14 protein-coding genes and 1 pseudogene are annotated in these 16820 nt (G+C 69.3%); 10 read left to right on the forward strand and 5 right to left on the reverse strand.

Annotation, left to right across the window (positions count from 1 at the left end):
• Positions 1 to 70 precede the first annotated feature (70 nt).
• Both AS857_RS07985 and AS857_RS07990 read left to right on the forward strand, forming a co-directional pair.
• Entirely contained in the window at positions 71 to 1891 is a 1821-nt protein-coding gene (locus AS857_RS07985; RefSeq protein WP_058042432.1) for a hypothetical protein, read from the forward strand.
• 52 nt (positions 1892 to 1943) lie between these two features.
• Positions 1944 to 3149 carry a cytochrome P450 family protein gene (locus AS857_RS07990; RefSeq protein ID WP_058042433.1) on the forward strand — a complete coding sequence of 402 codons (1206 nt, stop codon included), beginning with the start codon at positions 1944 to 1946 and terminating at the stop codon, positions 3147 to 3149.
• Positions 3150 to 3172: 23 nt separating this feature from the next.
• On the opposite strand, the gene AS857_RS07995 is transcribed toward AS857_RS07990, so the two are convergent.
• Both AS857_RS07995 and AS857_RS08000 read right to left on the reverse strand, forming a co-directional pair.
• Complete coding sequence (locus AS857_RS07995; RefSeq protein WP_058042434.1) at positions 3173 to 3880, reverse strand: DUF6875 domain-containing protein; 708 nt, start codon at positions 3878 to 3880, stop codon at positions 3173 to 3175.
• A 125-nt stretch (positions 3881 to 4005) separates the two neighbouring features.
• The gene (locus AS857_RS08000; RefSeq protein ID WP_160330200.1) at positions 4006 to 4635 is read right to left on the reverse strand and encodes a LysE family transporter; all 630 of its coding nucleotides are present in this window, start codon (positions 4633 to 4635) and stop codon (positions 4006 to 4008) included.
• Between the two features lie 225 nt (positions 4636 to 4860).
• Between AS857_RS08000 and AS857_RS08005 the strand changes: the two genes are divergently transcribed.
• From AS857_RS08005 to AS857_RS37365, 7 genes and pseudogenes are all read left to right on the forward strand, one after another.
• Entirely contained in the window at positions 4861 to 5610 is a 750-nt protein-coding gene (locus AS857_RS08005; RefSeq protein WP_058042436.1) for a GntR family transcriptional regulator, read from the forward strand.
• A gap of 257 nt (positions 5611 to 5867) precedes the next feature.
• Positions 5868 to 6878 carry a sugar ABC transporter substrate-binding protein gene (locus AS857_RS08010; protein WP_476718231.1) on the forward strand — a complete coding sequence of 337 codons (1011 nt, stop codon included), beginning with the start codon at positions 5868 to 5870 and terminating at the stop codon, positions 6876 to 6878.
• The gene (locus tag AS857_RS08015) at positions 6875 to 7927 is read left to right on the forward strand and encodes an ABC transporter permease (protein ID WP_058042437.1); all 1053 of its coding nucleotides are present in this window, start codon (positions 6875 to 6877) and stop codon (positions 7925 to 7927) included. Before AS857_RS08010 ends, AS857_RS08015 begins: the two co-directional genes overlap by 4 nt.
• Positions 7924 to 8751, forward strand: coding sequence for an ATP-binding cassette domain-containing protein (locus AS857_RS08020; RefSeq protein ID WP_058042438.1), 828 nt, complete (start codon positions 7924 to 7926; stop codon positions 8749 to 8751). Before AS857_RS08015 ends, AS857_RS08020 begins: the two co-directional genes overlap by 4 nt.
• A 202-nt stretch (positions 8752 to 8953) precedes the next feature.
• Positions 8954 to 10072, forward strand: a complete 1119-nt coding sequence (locus AS857_RS08025) for an ROK family glucokinase (RefSeq protein WP_058042439.1) — start codon at positions 8954 to 8956, stop codon at positions 10070 to 10072.
• The gene (locus AS857_RS08030; RefSeq protein WP_063804202.1) at positions 10072 to 10644 is read left to right on the forward strand and encodes a hypothetical protein; all 573 of its coding nucleotides are present in this window, start codon (positions 10072 to 10074) and stop codon (positions 10642 to 10644) included. The genes AS857_RS08025 and AS857_RS08030 overlap by 1 nt, the downstream gene beginning before the upstream one ends.
• A 1510-nt stretch (positions 10645 to 12154) precedes the next feature.
• Positions 12155 to 12406: pseudogene (locus AS857_RS37365) on the forward strand (EamA family transporter); the annotation flags it as partial.
• A 102-nt stretch (positions 12407 to 12508) separates the two neighbouring features.
• Here the strand turns inward: AS857_RS37365 and AS857_RS08045 are convergent.
• The 3 genes from AS857_RS08045 to AS857_RS08055 all read right to left on the reverse strand — a co-directional run bounded on the left by AS857_RS08045 (position 12509) and on the right by AS857_RS08055 (position 14857).
• Positions 12509 to 13714: an MAB_1171c family putative transporter gene (locus AS857_RS08045; RefSeq protein WP_144440756.1), complete on the reverse strand. Its 1206-nt coding sequence runs from the start codon at positions 13712 to 13714 to the stop codon at positions 12509 to 12511.
• Between the two features lie 6 nt (positions 13715 to 13720).
• Positions 13721 to 14296, reverse strand: a complete 576-nt coding sequence (locus AS857_RS08050; protein WP_216823957.1) for a hypothetical protein — start codon at positions 14294 to 14296, stop codon at positions 13721 to 13723.
• Positions 14297 to 14434: 138 nt separating this feature from the next.
• Positions 14435 to 14857 carry a helix-turn-helix domain-containing protein gene (locus AS857_RS08055; protein ID WP_058042443.1) on the reverse strand — a complete coding sequence of 141 codons (423 nt, stop codon included), beginning with the start codon at positions 14855 to 14857 and terminating at the stop codon, positions 14435 to 14437.
• 176 nt (positions 14858 to 15033) lie between these two features.
• On the opposite strand from AS857_RS08055, the gene AS857_RS08060 reads away from it, so the two are divergent.
• Positions 15034 to 16812 (forward strand): fatty acyl-AMP ligase, encoded by a 1779-nt coding sequence (locus tag AS857_RS08060; protein WP_216823958.1) that lies wholly within the window; start codon positions 15034 to 15036, stop codon positions 16810 to 16812.
• The last annotated feature ends 8 nt before the right edge of the window (positions 16813 to 16820 follow it).

Genomic DNA, 16820 nt, shown 5'->3' on the forward strand with positions numbered 1-16820 from the left:
CTCCTCACGCTCGAAATCGAGTTGATCCGGTCACCGGGCAGCCGACCGACGCGTGAGGAGACACCGTCCCTTGTCCAGAACCCGGCCCGCGGGGTGCCGAGCCCGGCTCGGCACCCTGGCCCTCGCCGCCGTGGCCACCGCCTGCCTCGCCCTCGCCCCGGAAGAGCCGCCCGCGGCGTCCGCCGCGTCTGCGGCGCCGGCCGCGCCTCGTGCACCCGGCGCCCCCGACCTCGGGCCCGGGGTCCACGTCTTCGACCCGGCCATGCCCCGGCAGCGGATCCAGCGCACGCTGGACGAGGTCTTCCGGCGGCAGGAGCGCGCCCAGTTCGGGCCCGGCCGCGAGGCGCTGCTGTTCAAGCCGGGCAGCTACGACGTGGACGTCAACGTCGGCTTCTACACGCAGGTGGCGGGCCTGGGGCTGCGGCCGGACGACGTCACGGTCAGGGGCGCGGTGCACGCCGAGGCCGACTGGTTCAAGGGCAACGCGACGCAGAACTTCTGGCGCGCCGCCGAGAACCTCTCCGTCACCCCCGCCTCCGGCGCCGACCGCTGGGCCGTCTCCCAGGCCGCCCCGTACCGCCGCATGCACCTGCGCGGCGACCTCCGCCTGGACGACGGCGGCTGGTCGAGCGGCGGGTTCACCGCCGACTCGCTGATCGACGGGCGGGTGCTCTCGGGAACCCAGCAGCAGTGGCTCACGCGCAACAGCGAGCTCCGCGGCGGCTGGTCCGGCGCCACCTGGAACATGGTGTTCGCCGGGGTGCGGGGCGCCCCGCCGACGACCTTCCCCGACCCGCCCCGCACCAGCGTCGAGCGCACCCCCGCCGTCCGCGAGAAGCCCTTCCTGCACATCGACCGGTCGGGCGCCTACCGCGTCTTCGTCCCCGCCCTGCGCAGGGCCGCCCGGGGCACCACCTGGTCCGGCGGGGCGGCCGGGCCCGGCGCCTCCCGCCCGCTCGGCCGCTTCTTCGTCGTCCGGCCGGGCACCGGAGCCGCCCGGATCAACGAGGCGCTCGCGCGGGGCAGGGACCTGCTGATCACGCCCGGCGTCCACCACCTCGACCGGCCCCTGCGCGTTACCCGCCCCGGCACCGTCGTCCTCGGCCTGGGGCTCGCCACGCTCGTGCCCGACCGGGGCACCGCCGCACTGACCGTCGCCGACGTCGACGGCGTCCGCATCGCGGGCCTGCTCGTCGACGCGGGGCGCGCGGCGTCGCCGGTGCTGATGGAGATCGGCCCGCCCGGCGCCCGGCGCCGCCACGCCGCCGACCCCGTCTCGCTGCACGACGTCTTCTTCCGCATCGGCGGCGCCGGTCCCGGACGGGCCGTCAGGAGCCTGGCGGTGCACAGCTCGGACGTGATCGGCGACAACCTGTGGCTGTGGCGCGCCGACCACGGCAGCGGCGTCGGATGGACCGTCAACACCGCCGCCGAGGGGCTGGTCGTCGACGGCGAGGACGTCACGGTGTACGGCCTGTTCGTGGAGCACTACCAGCGGCAGCAGACGCTGTGGAACGGCGAGGGCGGCCGCACGTACTTCTTCCAGAACGAGCTGCCCTACGACCCGCCCGGCCGCGCCGCCTGGGGCGACGGCCGGGCCACGGGCTACCCCGCCTACCGGGTCGCCCCCTCCGTGACCCGCCACGAGGCCTGGGGCCTGGGCAGCTACTGCCACTTCACGGCCGCGCCCGGGCTCGCGGCCGACCGCGCCTTCGCGGCGCCCCGCAGGCCCGGAGTGCGCCTGCACAGCCTCGTTGCCGTCTCGCTCGACGGCGGCTGCACGCTGCGTCACGTCGTCAACGACACCGGAGGGCCGGCCGGCGCCGGGACCCGGGTCGCGACGCTCCGCTCCTGGCCGGAGGTCGAACGACTGTCCGGAAAACGCCCTTGAGTCGATCACTCTCCGCAATCCATGATGATCTTCCGGAGCGAGGGGGGACGCCATGGGAGCGGCCGAAGCAAAGGCGATCGTCGATCTGGAGGCCATGGGGGAGGAGTTCGCCCGGCATCCGCACCGGGTCTACGCCGGCCTGCGCGAACAGGGCCCCGTGCACCGCGTGCGCATGCCCGAGGGCGCCGAGGCCTGGCTCGTCGTCGGCTACGACGAGGTGCGCGCCACGCTCAACGACCCCCGGCTGACCAAGGACTGGGCGAAGTCCAGCTCGGACATCAGCCTGATCCGGGCCTCCGTCGGGCCGAACATGCTCGTCCTGGACGCACCGGACCACACCCGGCTGCGCAAGCTCGTCGCCAGGGAGTTCACGCCGCGGCGCGTCGAGGGGATGGCGCCCCGCGTACAGCAGATGACGGACGAGCTGCTCGACGCCATGCTGGCGGCGCCGGGCCGCCGCGCGGACCTGGTGGAGGCCCTGTCCTTCCCGCTGCCCATGGGCGTCATCTGCGACCTCCTCGGCGTGCCCGACCTCGACCGCGAGGCCTTCCGCCACTGGTCGAACATCGGCGTCGGCGCGGGCCCGGCCGAGGAGAAGGCGACCGCCGCCCGTGAGGTCACCGCCTATCTGAACGCGCTCATCGCCGCCAAGCGCCGGGAGCCCGGCGACGACCTGATGAGCGCCCTGATCAGCGCCGCGGACGAGGGCGGCGACCGGCTCTCGCCCGAGGAGCTCCTCGGCACGGCCTGGCTGCTGCTCGTCGCCGGCCACGAGACCACGGTCAACCTGATCTCGAACGGCGTCCTCGCCCTCCTGCAGCACCCCGACCAGCTGGCCGCCCTGCGCGCCGACCCCGGCCTGCTGGACAACGCCGTCGAGGAGATGCTGCGTTACGACGGGCCGCTGGAGACCCCCACGTACCGCTTCACCACCGAGCCCCTGGAGATCGGCGGCACGCTCATACCCGGCGGGGGCGAGCTCGTGCTGCCCGTGCTGGCCGACGCCGACCGCGATCCGGCCCGCTTCCCGGACGCCGGCCGGTTCGACATCCGCCGCGACGCCCGCGGCCACGTGGCCTTCGGCCACGGCATCCACTACTGCCTCGGCGCCCCGCTGGCCCGCCTCGAGGCCCGGGCCGCCATCGGCTCCCTGCTGGAGCGCTGCCCGGATCTCGCCCTGGACGCCCACCCGGACTCCCTCACCTGGCGCGAGGGGCTCCTCATCAGGGGCCCGCACCGGCTGCCCGTCCGCTTCTGAGGATGCCCGGCCGCCCTGCGGCCTCAGGCGGGCGGCGGGTGCCCCAGCTCGTCGCGGGCGCGCTCCAGTTCGGCGCGGGCCCGCTGCCGGGCGACGGGGCTCGCCCCCGGCTGGTGCCTCAGGAAGGACTCGACGAATCCTGCGCGCCGCGCGGGCGGGTAGCGCTGCTCGGCCAGGAACGGCAGGTCGTTGCCGACCATGCTGCGGGCGACGAGCAGCGGGGTGTCGCTGTGCAGCGGGCGGAAGCCGGGGTTGTGCAGCCCCGGCCCCGGGTGCCCGGGGAAGAACTCGCCGAGCATCATCCCCTCCGCCACGAACTCCGGTTTGAGCCGGTCGTGGACGCGGACCACGGTCGCGGCCGCCACCCCGGGCAGGACCAGGACTATGGTCTTGTCGATGGTGTGCTGGCCGCTGTGCGGCTCCATGGCCAGCCAGTGCGCCTTGAGCGCGGCGACGGCGGCCACGAGCCCGGCCTCGTCGCGCACCGGCGGCTCGGCGAGCGCGTAGCGGATCAGCCCGAGCCGCTGCGAGAGCGGCACGAACGGGCAGACCGCCCCACGGCGGCCGAGGTCGGGGTGGGGCCGGGCGACGTGTCCGGAGATCCATTCGTGGACGGGCCGCAGCAGTTCCTCCGCGGCGGCCTCCCGCTGGTCGTAGAGCCGGATGCGCGCGAGGCCGGAGTCCGCCCCGCCGCCGTCCGGGAGGGTGCAGTGATCGTTTCCGTGGTTCATGGGTTGTCCCCCCGTCACGGTCTCTTGTCAGTAGGAAAAACCCACCGGACCGGGATCGAGGTTGAGCGATCGGGGCAAAATAGCTTTATTGCACCCCTAGCGGGCGGTCGCTGTGACCAGAAGGGCTACGCCGTCAGTGCGGAGCCGAACTCCACCAGCAGTAAGGCCGAGGCCGCCAGCAGCAGTACGCCCGAGCCGCCGAGCAGCAGCCGGTAGCCGCGGGTGCCGATCCGGTGCCGCGCCCGGGCGACCACGACGGCGAGCGCGGCCTTGCTGCCGACCAGCAGCCCGTAGAAGCCGAAGAGGAAACCGCCGGCGCCGGGCGGTCCGTTGCGCCAGGCGGCCACGAGCAGCGGCGCCCCCGTCGTCAGCCAGAACATCCACGGGTGCGGGCTGAGGAGGTTGACGAGCGCGCCCTGCCAGAGGGTCCGGCGTCCCCGGACCCGGGCCTCCGCGGTGTCGCACGCCTCGGGCACCTCGGCCGTACGGGCCTCGCGCAGGGTCGAGACGGCCAGCCAGGCGAGGAAGAGGCCGCCGAGCACGCCGCCGCCGGCGATCGCCCGCTCGGGCAGCACGGCCAGCACGGTCACGGCCAGCACGATCACCGGCAGGTCGGTGAGCAGGGGCACCGCCGCCACGCGCAGCCCGACGCCGAGCCCGCCGCGCAGGGTCCCCGACAGCACCAGCGCGAGCAGCGGGCCCGGGCTGATCCCCGCGCTGAAGCCGAGCGCCACCCCCAGAGCCAGCTCTTCCACGGCGCCGCCCATCTCCCCTCACCGGCCCCCGCGGGGCATAGGTGAAAATCAGTGGATATTCAGTCACATCAGTACTGACATCTGTATTGCACAAGACGCCTGCAAGGGGCACGAGGTTGACGCCGCGGTCACTCGTATCGGTAACGCCGGATACGTGCCGTTACATGTCCGGACAACCTGACCTACGAACTTCCCGTCATCCGGTCCCGCGGCTAGGCTCCCTTCGTGGCGAACCAACCACCCCTCCAGTTCAGCCTGGACCGCAGCAGCCCCGTCCCGCTCTACTACCAGCTGTCCCAGCAGCTCGAAGCGGCGATCGAGCAGGGCGGGCTCGCCCCCGGCAGCCTGCTCGGCAACGAGATCGACCTCGCCGCGCGGCTCGGCCTGTCCCGGCCCACCGTCCGGCAGGCCATCCAGTCGCTGGTGGACAAGGGCCTGCTCATCCGCCGCCGCGGCGTCGGTACCCAGGTGCTGCACAGCCAGGTCAAGCGCCCCCTGGAGCTCAGCAGCCTCTACGACGACCTCGAAGCGGCGGGCCAGCACCCCGCCACCCGGGTGCTGCACCACGGGACCGAGGCCGCCGCGGCGGGCGTCGCCGCAGCCCTCGGCGTGCCCGAGGGCACCGAGGTCCTGCGGATCGAGCGGCTGCGCCTCGCCCACGGCGAGCCCATGGCCCACCTGTGCAACCACCTGCCCGTGGGCCTCCTCGACGCCGGCCCCGCCCGCCTGGAGGAGACCGGCCTCTACCGCCTCATCCGTGCCGCCGGCATCACGCTGCACAGCGCCCGGCAGACGATCGGCGCCCGTGCCGCGACCGCCGAGGAGGGCGAGCGGCTGGCCGAGCCGGAGGGCGCGTCGCTGCTGACGATGGAGCGGACGACGTACGACGACACGGGGCGCGCCGTCGAGTACGGTTCGCACGTCTACCGGGCCTCGCGCTACTCCTTCGAGTTCCAGCTGCTGGTCCGCCCGTAGCGGCCCGGCTCCGGCCCCGGCGTCGTCGGCCCGGACGGCCCTGCCCCGTTACGTCATGCCGTCAGAATGTTCGGACAAAGTCTTGACGCAGTGGGGCGCCCGCCACTAGAACTCCACCCACATGCAGCAGCCCCCGGCGGTACCCGCTGAAGCCCCCGCGGTCAGCGGTGACGGATGGTGACGGATACTTGGGCGGTTGGGCCCGTGGAATCGGGGTCCGGCCGCACCGTGACAGACAGTGAGAAGGGCAACTCCTCGTGGCAAGGGTTCGGACAGGCGTACGTGCGGTGAGCGCCGTGCTGGCAGCGGTGCTCGGCGCCACCCTGGCGGGGTGCAGCGCTACGGGCGGCAAGCGCGCGGAGGAGCGGGCGGCCAAGGCCGCCCAGGGCCGCGCCGCGGTCGACACGCCCCGCTGGACCTTCGCGATGGTCACTCACTCGGGCGATGGCGACACCTTCTGGGACATCGTCCAGAGCGGCGCCAAGCAGGCGGCCGCGAAGGACAACATCAAATTCCTCTACGCCCATGACGTGGAGGGCAACAAGCAGGCCCAGAGCGTCCAGGCCATGATCGACCAGAAGGTCGACGGCCTGATCGTCACGCTCGCCAAGCCCGACGCCATGAAGGACGTCGTGGCCAAGGCCAAGAAGGCCGGCATCCCGGTGATCACCGTGAACTCGGGCTCCGACAAGTCCAAGGAGTTCGGCGCGCTCACCCACATCGGCCAGGACGAGGTCATCGCCGGCGAGGCCGTCGGCGAGCAGCTCAACGAGCGCGGGAAGAAGAAGGCGGTCTGCGTCCTGCACGAGCAGGGCAACGTCGGCCACGAGCAGCGCTGCGACGGCGTGAAGAAGTCCTTCAAGGGCGAGGTGCAGAACCTCTACGTCGAGGGCACGAACATGCCCAGCGTGCAGTCGTCCATCGAGGCGAAGCTGCAGTCCGACAAGGACATCGACGCCGTCGTCACGCTCGGTGCACCCTTCGCCCCCACCGCGGTCAAGGCCGCCGAGCAGGCCGGCAGCAAGGCCGAGGTCGACACCTTCGACCTCAACGCCAAGGTCGCCGAGGCCCTGCAGTCCGGCAAGCTCGGCTTCGCCGTCGACCAGGACCCGTACCTGCAGGGCTACGAGGCCGTCGACCTGCTGTGGCTCTACCGCTACAACCGCGACATGCTCGGCGGCGGCCGCCCGGTCCTGACCGGCCCGCAGATCGTCACCAAGGACGACGCCAAGACCCTCGCCGAGTACGCCAAGCGGGGCACGCGATGAGCGCCCCTGCAACGGCCCCCGTCCAGGACGCCCCCGACGAACGGCTGATGCACCGCTCGCACCTGCGCCGGCTGCTCGGCCGCCCCGAGCTCGGTGCGGTCGTCGGCGCGGTGGCGGTCTTCGTCTTCTTCTCGGTCGTCGCCGACAGCTTCCTCCAGACGTCGAGCCTGTCGACGGTGCTCTACGCCTCCTCGACCATCGGCATCATGGCCGTGCCCGTGGCGCTGCTGATGATCGGCGGCGAGTTCGACCTGTCGGCCGGTGTGATGGTGACCAGCGCCGCGCTGGTCTCCTCGATGTTCAGCTACCAGATGACGGCCAACGTCTGGGCCGGCGCCGGCGTCTCGCTGCTCGCCATGCTCGCCGTCGGCTTCTTCAACGGCTTCGTGCTCACCCGCACCAAGCTGCCCAGCTTCATCATCACGCTGGCCACCTTCCTGATGCTGACCGGTCTGAACCTGGGCTTCACCAAGCTGATCGGCGGCACCGTCTCCACCAAGACCATCGGGGACATGGAGGGCTTCGAGTCCGCCCGCGCGGTCTTCGCCTCGCACCTGACGATCGGCGGCGTGGACCTCCAGGTCACCATCCTGTGGTGGCTCGGCCTGGTGGCCCTGGCCACCTGGGTCCTGCTGCGCACCCGCGCCGGCAACTGGATCTTCGCGGTGGGCGGCAACTCCGACGCGGCCCGCGCGGTCGGCGTCCCCGTCAAGGGCACCAAGATCGCCCTGTACATGGCGGTCGCCTTCTGCGCCTGGATCTCCGGCCAGCACCTGCTCATGTCGTACGACGTGGTGCAGTCCGGCGAGGGCGTCGGCAACGAACTCCTCTACATCATCGCGGCCGTCATCGGCGGCTGCCTGATGACCGGCGGCTACGGCTCCGCCATCGGCTCCGCGGTCGGCGCGTTCATCTTCGGCATGGCCAGCAAGGGCATCGTCTACGCGCAGTGGAACCCGGACTGGTTCAAGTTCTTCCTCGGCGCGATGCTGCTCCTGGCGACGCTGCTGAACGCCTGGGTGCGCAAGAGGGCGGAGGCCCGCAAATGAGTGCTGCTGCCCTGGTCAAGCTGACCGACGTCAGCAAGTTCTACGGGAACATCCGCGCCCTCGAAGGGGTCTCCCTGGAGGTCCACGCGGGCGAGATCACCTGTGTGCTCGGCGACAACGGCGCCGGCAAGTCCACCCTGATCAAGATCGTCGCGGGTCTGCACCAGCACGACGCCGGCAGCTTCGAGATCGAGGGCGAGGAGACGAAGCTCGCCTCCCCCCGCGAGGCCCTCGACCGCGGCATCGCCACGGTCTACCAGGACCTCGCGGTCGTCCCGCTCATGCCGGTCTGGCGGAACTTCTTCCTCGGCTCCGAGCCGACGAAGGGCGCCGGCCCCTTCAAGCGGCTCGACGTGCAGCACATGCGCGAGACCACCCGCAGCGAGCTGCTGCGCATGGGCATCGACCTGCGGGACGTCGACCAGCCCATCGGCACCCTCTCCGGCGGCGAGCGGCAGTGCGTGGCCATCGCGCGGGCGGTCTACTTCGGCGCGAAGGTGCTCGTCCTCGACGAGCCGACCGCGGCGCTCGGCGTCAAGCAGTCGGGCGTGGTCCTGAAGTACGTGGCCGCGGCGCGCGACGCCGGCCTGGGCGTGGTGTTGATCACCCACAATCCGCACCACGCGTATCTGGTCGGTGACCGCTTCGTGCTGCTCAAGCGCGGCTCGATGGCCGGCAGCCACGCCAAGTCGGAGATCGGCCTCGACGAGCTCACCCGCCAGATGGCGGGCGGCAGCGAGCTCGAGCAGCTCAGCCACGAGCTGCAGCGGGCCCCCGGTCCGGACGTGATCGGCGGCAAACCGGTCGCCTCCGGCGAGGGGTGACACAGCTCTCACCGAGCGGGCCCGCCGGTGGCGGGCCCGCTTCCCGCGATGCGGTACGCAACGCTTCCTTGAGGCACAATCGGCCACGACCGTATCCACGAGGCGGAGACCTCCCGAGACCACCGCAGGGACGACGACTCTTGCGAGCACGCAACCGGAGCGACCGTAGGACCGCACAGCTCCACGCCGTGGCGGTGGTGTCATGAGCATGTATCGCGACCTCCACCGGGGCGCGGCGAAGGCCACCGTGCTCCGGACCGTCGGCACGCGCGAGCGCCGCTCGCACCTGACCGCTCCGCGCGTCCCCACCGTCGGCATCGACATCGGTGGCACCAAGGTGATGGCGGGCGTCGTCGACGCCGACGGCACCATCCTGGAGAAGGTCCGCACCGAGACGCCGGACAAGTCCAAGAGCCCCAAGGTCGTCGAGGACACCATCGTCGAGCTGGTCCTCGACCTCTCCGACCGGCACGACGTCCACGCCGTGGGCATCGGCGCGGCCGGCTGGGTCGACGCCGACCGCAACCGCGTCCTGTTCGCCCCGCACCTGTCCTGGCGCAACGAGCCGCTGCGCGACCGCCTCGCCGGCCGCCTCGCCGTCCCCGTCATGGTCGACAACGACGCCAACACCGCCGCCTGGGCGGAGTGGCGCTTCGGCGCCGGCCGCGGCGAGGACCACCTCGTCATGATCACCCTCGGTACGGGCATCGGCGGCGCGATCCTCGAGGACGGCCAGGTCAAGCGCGGCAAGTTCGGCGTCGCCGGCGAGTTCGGCCACATGCAGGTCGTGCCCGGCGGCCACCGCTGCCCGTGCGGCAACCGCGGCTGCTGGGAGCAGTACAGCTCCGGCAACGCCCTGGTGCGCGAGGCCCGCGAGCTGGCCGCCGCCGAGTCCCCCGTCGCGTACGGGATCATCGACCGCGTCGGCGGCAACATCTCCGAGATCACCGGCCCCCTCATCACCGAGCTGGCCCGCTCCGGCGACGCCATGTGCGTCGAGCTGCTGCAGGACATCGGCCAGTGGCTCGGCGTCGGCATCGCCAACCTCGCCGCCGCCCTCGACCCCTCCTGCTTCGTCATCGGCGGCGGCGTCAGCGCCGCCGACGACCTGCTGATCGGCCCCGCCCGGGACGCCTTCCGCCGCCACCTCACCGGCCGCGGCTACCGCCCCGAGGCCCGCATCGTCAAGGCACAGCTCGGCCCCGAGGCCGGCATGGTCGGCGCCGCGGACCTGGCCCGGCTCGTCGCCCGCCGCTTCCGGCGCGCCAACCGCCGCCGCGTCGAGCGCTACGAGCGGTACGCGAGGGCGGGGCGCGCTTGATGAGCACCACGGAGCACCCCGAGCGCACCGCGCCGCCGCACGGCCCCGGGCAGCCGGACGACGGCTTCCGCCGCCGCTGCCTGAAGGCCGTCGTCGTCTTCCTGCTCATCGCCATCCCCGCCGGCTACCTCTACATCTCCGCGATGCAGAGCCGCGGCGGCAGCGAGTCCAAGAAGGAGCAGGCGGCCGCGTCCGGCCTGGAGGAGGGCTGGCCCACCCGGCTCCAGCGCCGCCTCTACGAGGTGACCGTCCCGCCCTACGCGGAGGACGTCGCCAGCTACGAGACCAACGCGTGGAAGGCGAGCTCGCTCTTCCTGCAGTTCACGACCACGCGCGAGAAGTTCGACAAGTGGCTCTCCGACGTCGGCACCAGCGCCTCCGAGCTGGAGGACGGCGAGGTCACCATCGACGAGGACGAGGCCGCCGAGGTCGGCTGGGACCTGGGCGGCGAGCACCGCTGGGCGGGCACCACCGTCGACCAGGACAAGCCCAAGCCCTCCCTGGAAATCACCGCCAACCTCGACGACCCGAAGTACCCGCGGGTTTTTGTAGTGTCCACGACCACGCCCTGATCGCCCTTCCGGGCCGTCGGATAGCGTGGCGCGGGTGAGTGAGAAGCAGACCCCGCAGCCCCTCCAGTACCGGACCGACGGCCCCGAGGACGGGCCCGTCCTGGTCGTCGGCCCCGCACTCGGCACCACCTGGCACAGGTAGGCGGAAGCGTCTCTTGGCGTCCACGTGGTCCAGATCGCTGCCATTCACGCAGGTGGGGCCTCTGTGGTTCAGGCGCGTCGATGGTGTTGGTGACACCGACGTGACTCGTGATGGTCACGGAGACCCCCTGCCGGGCCGGTGCTGGCAGGAGGCCTCGGCGCTCCTCAGCTGCGTGGTCCGCTCCTCGATCCTGCCATGGCGTCTGCGAACGTCTCGAGTGCCGGTAGCGGGCGGCGCCGCCGCTCGGCCCACCCAGGAATCAGCCGCGGCCTGAAACGGTACGCAGCCAAGAGGTTTACCTCCTCGTCCAGGGACAGAACCAGGACCGGGTCGCTCGTGAGACGGGGCAGTCGGCCGAAGGCTCCGGCAAGGTACTCGTTGCACGGCGGATCACGACGGTGTGCAGCACCCGGTGCTGGTGCCAGTTGGACTCCGGATCTCCGGTGTCGAGCACTCGGAGCAAGGGAGCTGTGACGATGCGCCCTCTAAGGCCGATGCGTAGTGCGCCATGGGAAATCTCCGCGACGAACTAGCCGCGCCAGCGTCCGCGGCGAGAGAACGATCTTCTGGTTGACGCGCAGGAGCTCCGGGTTCCGCAGCAACTGCGCGGTGCGCTCTGTATGCACTCGCACCCCCAGACGCCTGTCGTACCTCGCACCCAGGGCGCGGAAAGCGAGACTGTGCGCGGTGCGGCACTCCACCTTTGATGGGAAGTGCTTGGCCGCGTCCATAGCGATGGCCCGGTTGTACGCCAGGTACAGGCACCGGCCCCTCACCCCGGCGGCGGCCATTTTCAGCGTGGTCGTCTTGCCGGTGCCGGCCCCAGCTTCCATGACTAGTCCTCTCCCCGGAGGCCGTCTCCTCGACGATGCGCTCTTGTTCTGAGGTCGGCGCGGGCCCCTCGCGTACCGCGCCTGGCCGGTTTGGCTGTGTCGCTCTCCGCAGATGTCGTTTCGACGTGGTTTCGGGAGTCGGCCACCAGAGGGCCAGCAAGATCAATGTCACTGGGTTCGGATGTCACTCCGGCCCTTCCGCGCGGGCCGATTGTGGCCGTCGCTCGCCGCCCGTCCAGGTCGTTCGTCCTCGCTTCGCTCGGGCGCTCCTGGACCTGCGGCTTCGCCGACGGCAAAGGCCCGCAGCTATCGAGGAAGGGCCCAGAAGGCCGCGCGCCGCGGTCCAGCTCGCGGACGGCTCCCGGAGACGCTGACATCGCTTTCGGCCTCAACGAGGTGACTCCCGCTGTCATCGCGAAACGACATCCGGGGTCACGTCCATAGCCAGCCGGTTGGACCGCGCGTTTGGCGGGGGCGCCGAGACGACTGCCGCCGCTACGCCCCCGCTCTGCTGAACGAAGGCCAAAGAATGAGACTGCGGCACCTGCCAGCAGGGACCGTCGGACTGATCGGACTGCTCAACCCCGTCACCGGCGTCCAGCTCGGCACATCTGTCGCCGGAGAGACGTTGACCGTTCAGCAACTGTGCGGACTGGTCCTGCTTCTGGCCGGAGTCGTCCTGGGTCAACCCAAGCCTGCCGGCCGCCGCGACAGAAGTCAGGTACCTCCCCATGCGGTGGCCGACGAGCGTTCTGCGCAAGCATCCTCTAAGCGCGATGCCCTGTGAAGATCAGAGACGCGGGCAGAGCTCCGGCACGGATAGGTGCGAGGACGAGTGAAGTTCCGCCGTCTCGCCACACACCGCTGATATCGAGGATGTCCGGCTGGATTATCTCGTGGATGTCGGCTGGCTGCCCGGCTCGGGTTGAATCGACAGGAAGTTGTTGACCACAGTGGAGCGGTGGAAGGCCCGGCTGATCTGGGCAAGGAACCTTGCCTCCTGGTTGAGGTCGTCACGGCCAGGCATGTTCAGGCGCATGGACTCGTCGGGCGATGAGTCACGGTTCCCGGGAGCCAACACCTTTCGCAGGCAGCAAGCGATCGCTGTGGCTTCCACAAGATCTTTCCCGGTTACGCCTGAGCTCACAACGTGCCGGTGCGCGGTGTCGTAGAGCCTCTGGGAGATACGCGGTTGAAGAAACAGCATTCCGTCCCGGATCTCGATGACCCTACGGTAGAGCCGCAGGTGTGACTGGCGCAGGCCGACGAGATCGGCAAGCGCGCCGGACTCGGAACTATCGAGGACCACCTGGGGATACTCTCGCTGGAACGTCCGCCACAGGGGGGCAAGCCTGCGAAGCGTGAGGCAGCGCTGCCACATGCGCCAGCTGACGTTAGTTGCTGGGATGATCGAGCCGATGGCCATCAGCAGGATCGCGATCGCTTGCAGTGAGTTCGCGGCCTTCGCCGCCAGTTCAACTGGCACGGCGGCGCCGGACGCCAGTATGGACAGTAAGGTGATCTTGTAGACGGCGTAGACCAGGTCCAGTGCCGCGCCGACGCTGATACACAGCAGACCCCAGCGTAGAAAGGGCTGGGCGGCCAGTCTGCCCGCACGCCACAGCAGTGCAGCCACGCTGGCCAGCCCGATACCGATATACAGCTCGAGCGCCACCCAATACGCGATTGTCCCCCAGGAAGGTGGGGATCCGCTCAGCAGCTGTTCGGGAGAGTCATGAATAATTGTCTCCGACATGACAAACAGCGCGCACATCGTCAGCAGAGTGGCGCACGCAGCAATCAGCCGGGTGCGAGGATTCCTGGGGTTGCGCACATCGGCGCCGGTGATTATCCCGACGAAGCGCAAGGCAGTGATTGACGACAAAACGCCGAGAAGATGTTTCAGCAGCGTGGCGAGGTCTTCAGTGCCCGTCGTCCAGTCGATGTAGTCTGCCAGGCTCCCGTTACTGAGGCTCCTAGCGATTGCCCACAACATGAATGTTGCCCACAGCATTCGCTGCTGCGGGCTACGAAATGCCGACGGAATGCGCCAGATAGCGACGAGCCACAGCGTGACCTGAACGGCGATCTCCACGACCAACTAGCCTCGTGAAGCGGGGGATTGGTTGCTGAACGCCTGACTCAGGTCGCGTAGCAGGAGATCCTTCCTCGCATCCTCGTTCAACAGCTGTACTCGTCCCGCCTGTTGGCGGATTAGCGAGGCCAGCAACTCAGCTTCCTGTTCCTGCTCGGTGGAGTAGCTCACCCGACCCAGCGCCTGGCGCACGACTGCCGGGTTCAGGTTCGGCATCAGCCTGCTCAGAACGTCGCTGACATTCGGATCGGTAAAGCTGTGACCACTGAGCATGTGGCTGAGCTCGTGCAAGATGATATGCTCCGAGTGCAGCCTTGAGGTGTTGTCTTCATAGAAGATGTAGTCGGTCTCACCGATTGACAGCCACATGCCACACGGCGTTGTTTCGCTTAACCCTCGCGTCGGCCGCAGGGAGATGCGCCGACTCCGCTGGCCTCCAACATATGCGCAGAACTCTGCAATATCGAACGGGCTTGGGACCCAAATGTCAGCAAGGAGTGCCTCGCATCGCTTGCGGACCTCGCCCATTCCGGGTTTGCGGAAGCGGCTGAGGTTCGAACTCCGAAATTTGCTCAACTTCATCACGACATCCCCGCTGAGAGCCCCGAACGCCAAGTCCCGAGTGCCCCTTCTGAGCTAGAGCACATAACCAGACCCAGCGGCACCGCCCCCCGGCCGGCGCGTGGTCATCGTCATATTACGTCACATGGTGGGCACTTTTCACCGGTTTTCCCCACCCTCAAGCTCCCAGAACTTGTTGATCATGCTGCTGACCGCTTCCCGACTCCCAGAGGAAAGGTCCGCGGCGCGCATCGCAATCTCGGTAACACCTGCGTTACGAAGAGCGGCGAGCAGTTGAAGCTCGCTGTCAATCTCCTCGGTGATCTTGTCATCCAGGAAGTAAGCGACAGGCACGCCGAAGAAGTTGGCCAACCCGGTGAGGTGCTGCAGCGTCGGGTTGTCCCGCCTCCCGGTGCGCAGTTGCCAGATGTAGGTGTGGGAGATCGAGATGCCTTGCTCTTCACGGATGGACTCTGCCACGGCTGTATAGCTGCACTCGCCGTGCTTCCGCTTGCCGGTGGTAGTGAAGAGCCTGTCCAGCTTCTCGGCGATGGAGAACGCCTGTGCGGGCCGATTGTCCACGCTGTCTCCTTGGTCCGCAGCTGACGTTGGCGGGCACCATGCTAACGCGTAGGCTGCCGTTGACAAGTGTCTCAACGTCAGTTTACGTTCGACCTGCCTCGACTCGGGATCGAGTTGACGTCAGTGGGTGGCGGGTGAGCCGTCGGCGGCTCGCAGGCAGTCCTGGGCTGTCCAGTGTGGGGGTCGAAGTGAACGAACTTGCGAACAGCAGCTTCACGCACCATGTCCGTGACCGGCTGCTCGCCTATGGCGATGACCGGTTCTACACGTTCGTCAAGGACGGGGTGGACGGTCTCGTCGAGGACCGGGTCAGCTACCGAGGACTGGACAGCGCGGCGCGGTCTCTCGCCGCGTGGTTCACCTCCTCGGTACATGCCGGCAAGCCAGCACTGCTCCTCTTCCCTGCTGGCCTTGACTTCCTCCAGACATTCCTTGGTTGTCTGTACGCCGGAGTCATCGCTGTCCCTGCTCCTGTACCCACGGACCCGCGCAGCTACCGGCGGGTCGCCAACATCGTGGCCGACACCGGTCTGGAACTGGTGCTCACCACCTCGTCGTTGCTCGACGAGCTACGCGAAAAGCTCCCCGAGCTGTCCGAGACCCGGCTCGACGTGCGCGCCGTCGACCAGGACTGCGCGGGTACGGCGGACGACTGGCGGATGCCGTCGCTCGGCCTTGAATCCGTTGCATTCCTGCAGTACACCTCCGGCTCCACCAGTGAACCGAAGGGCGTAATGGTCACGCAGGGGAACCTGCTGCACAACGAGGGCGAGATCGCTTCCCGGATGAGCCTGGGCGATGAGCTGGTGATGACAGGTTGGCTGCCTCATTTCCACGACATGGGCCTGATCGGGATGCTGCTGTACCCGCTCTACGCCGGTGGCGACTGCACCTTCATGGCTCCCGGAACCTTCCTCAAGCGGCCGGTGCGCTGGCTGCAGGTGGTCTCCCAGACACGAGCCAACCTGACCGTGGCACCGAACTTCGCCTACGACATGTGCGTGCGCACCATCACCGACGAGCAACTGTCTGCGCTCGACCTGTCCTCCTTGAAGGCTGTGCTGAACGGCGCGGAGCCGGTACGGGCCAAGACCCTCGCGGACTTCAGCGCCCGATTCGCGCCCGCCGGATTCCGACCGGAGATGTTCGTGCCCTGCTACGGGATGGCGGAGGTGACCCTGCTCGCCACTTCCGTCGACGTCGGTGCACGGCCCCAAGTGACCAAAGTGGATCGGATGGCGTTGGAGCGCGACGAAATCCGGCTCGATGACGGTGAGCAGTCGACCAGCCTGGTCTCGTGCGGAGTGCCCAGCACGCTGGACATCCGCATCGTCGAGCCCGCGACGCGTGTCGAGCGCGCGGTCGGCCAGGTCGGTGAGATCTGGCTCCGTGGCGGCAGCGTCGCTGCCGGATACTGGAACCGGCCGGATACCAACCGTGAGATTTTCCAGGCCCACACCGCCGACGGCGACGGACCTTTCCTACGCACCGGGGATCTGGGGGTACTGCTCGACGGCCAGCTCTACGTGACCGGCAGGCTGAAAGACGTGCTGATCCTGCGCGGCCGCAATCTGTACCCGCAGGACATCGAGTACGTGGTCAGCGAGCTGCACCCGGCGCTCGCGGCGGGCACCGGTGCGGTGTTCTCCGTCCAGGCCGACGGTGAGCACGTGGTCGTCCTGCATGAGATCAAGAGGGGGCTGCTCGGCGAGCTGTCCATGGACGAGCTGTCCGGAAGGATCAGCGTTCACGTCGCACGGACCTTCGACATCCCAGCACCGAGCGTGGTACTGACCAACCGGGGAGTCGTGCAAAAGACCACCAGCGGCAAAGTGCAGCGCCGGCTGATGCGGGATCTGTTCCTTTCCAACGGGGTCAAGGCCCTGCACGAATCGTTACGTCCGGCCGTACACGGTCTCAAAGCCATCCCGGCGACGGCTGAGGGACAGCGATGAGCGTTGCG

Origin of the sequence: Streptomyces roseifaciens (assembly GCF_001445655.1) — a bacterium.
Taxonomy (GTDB): Bacteria; Actinomycetota; Actinomycetes; order Streptomycetales; family Streptomycetaceae; genus Streptomyces; species Streptomyces aureoversilis.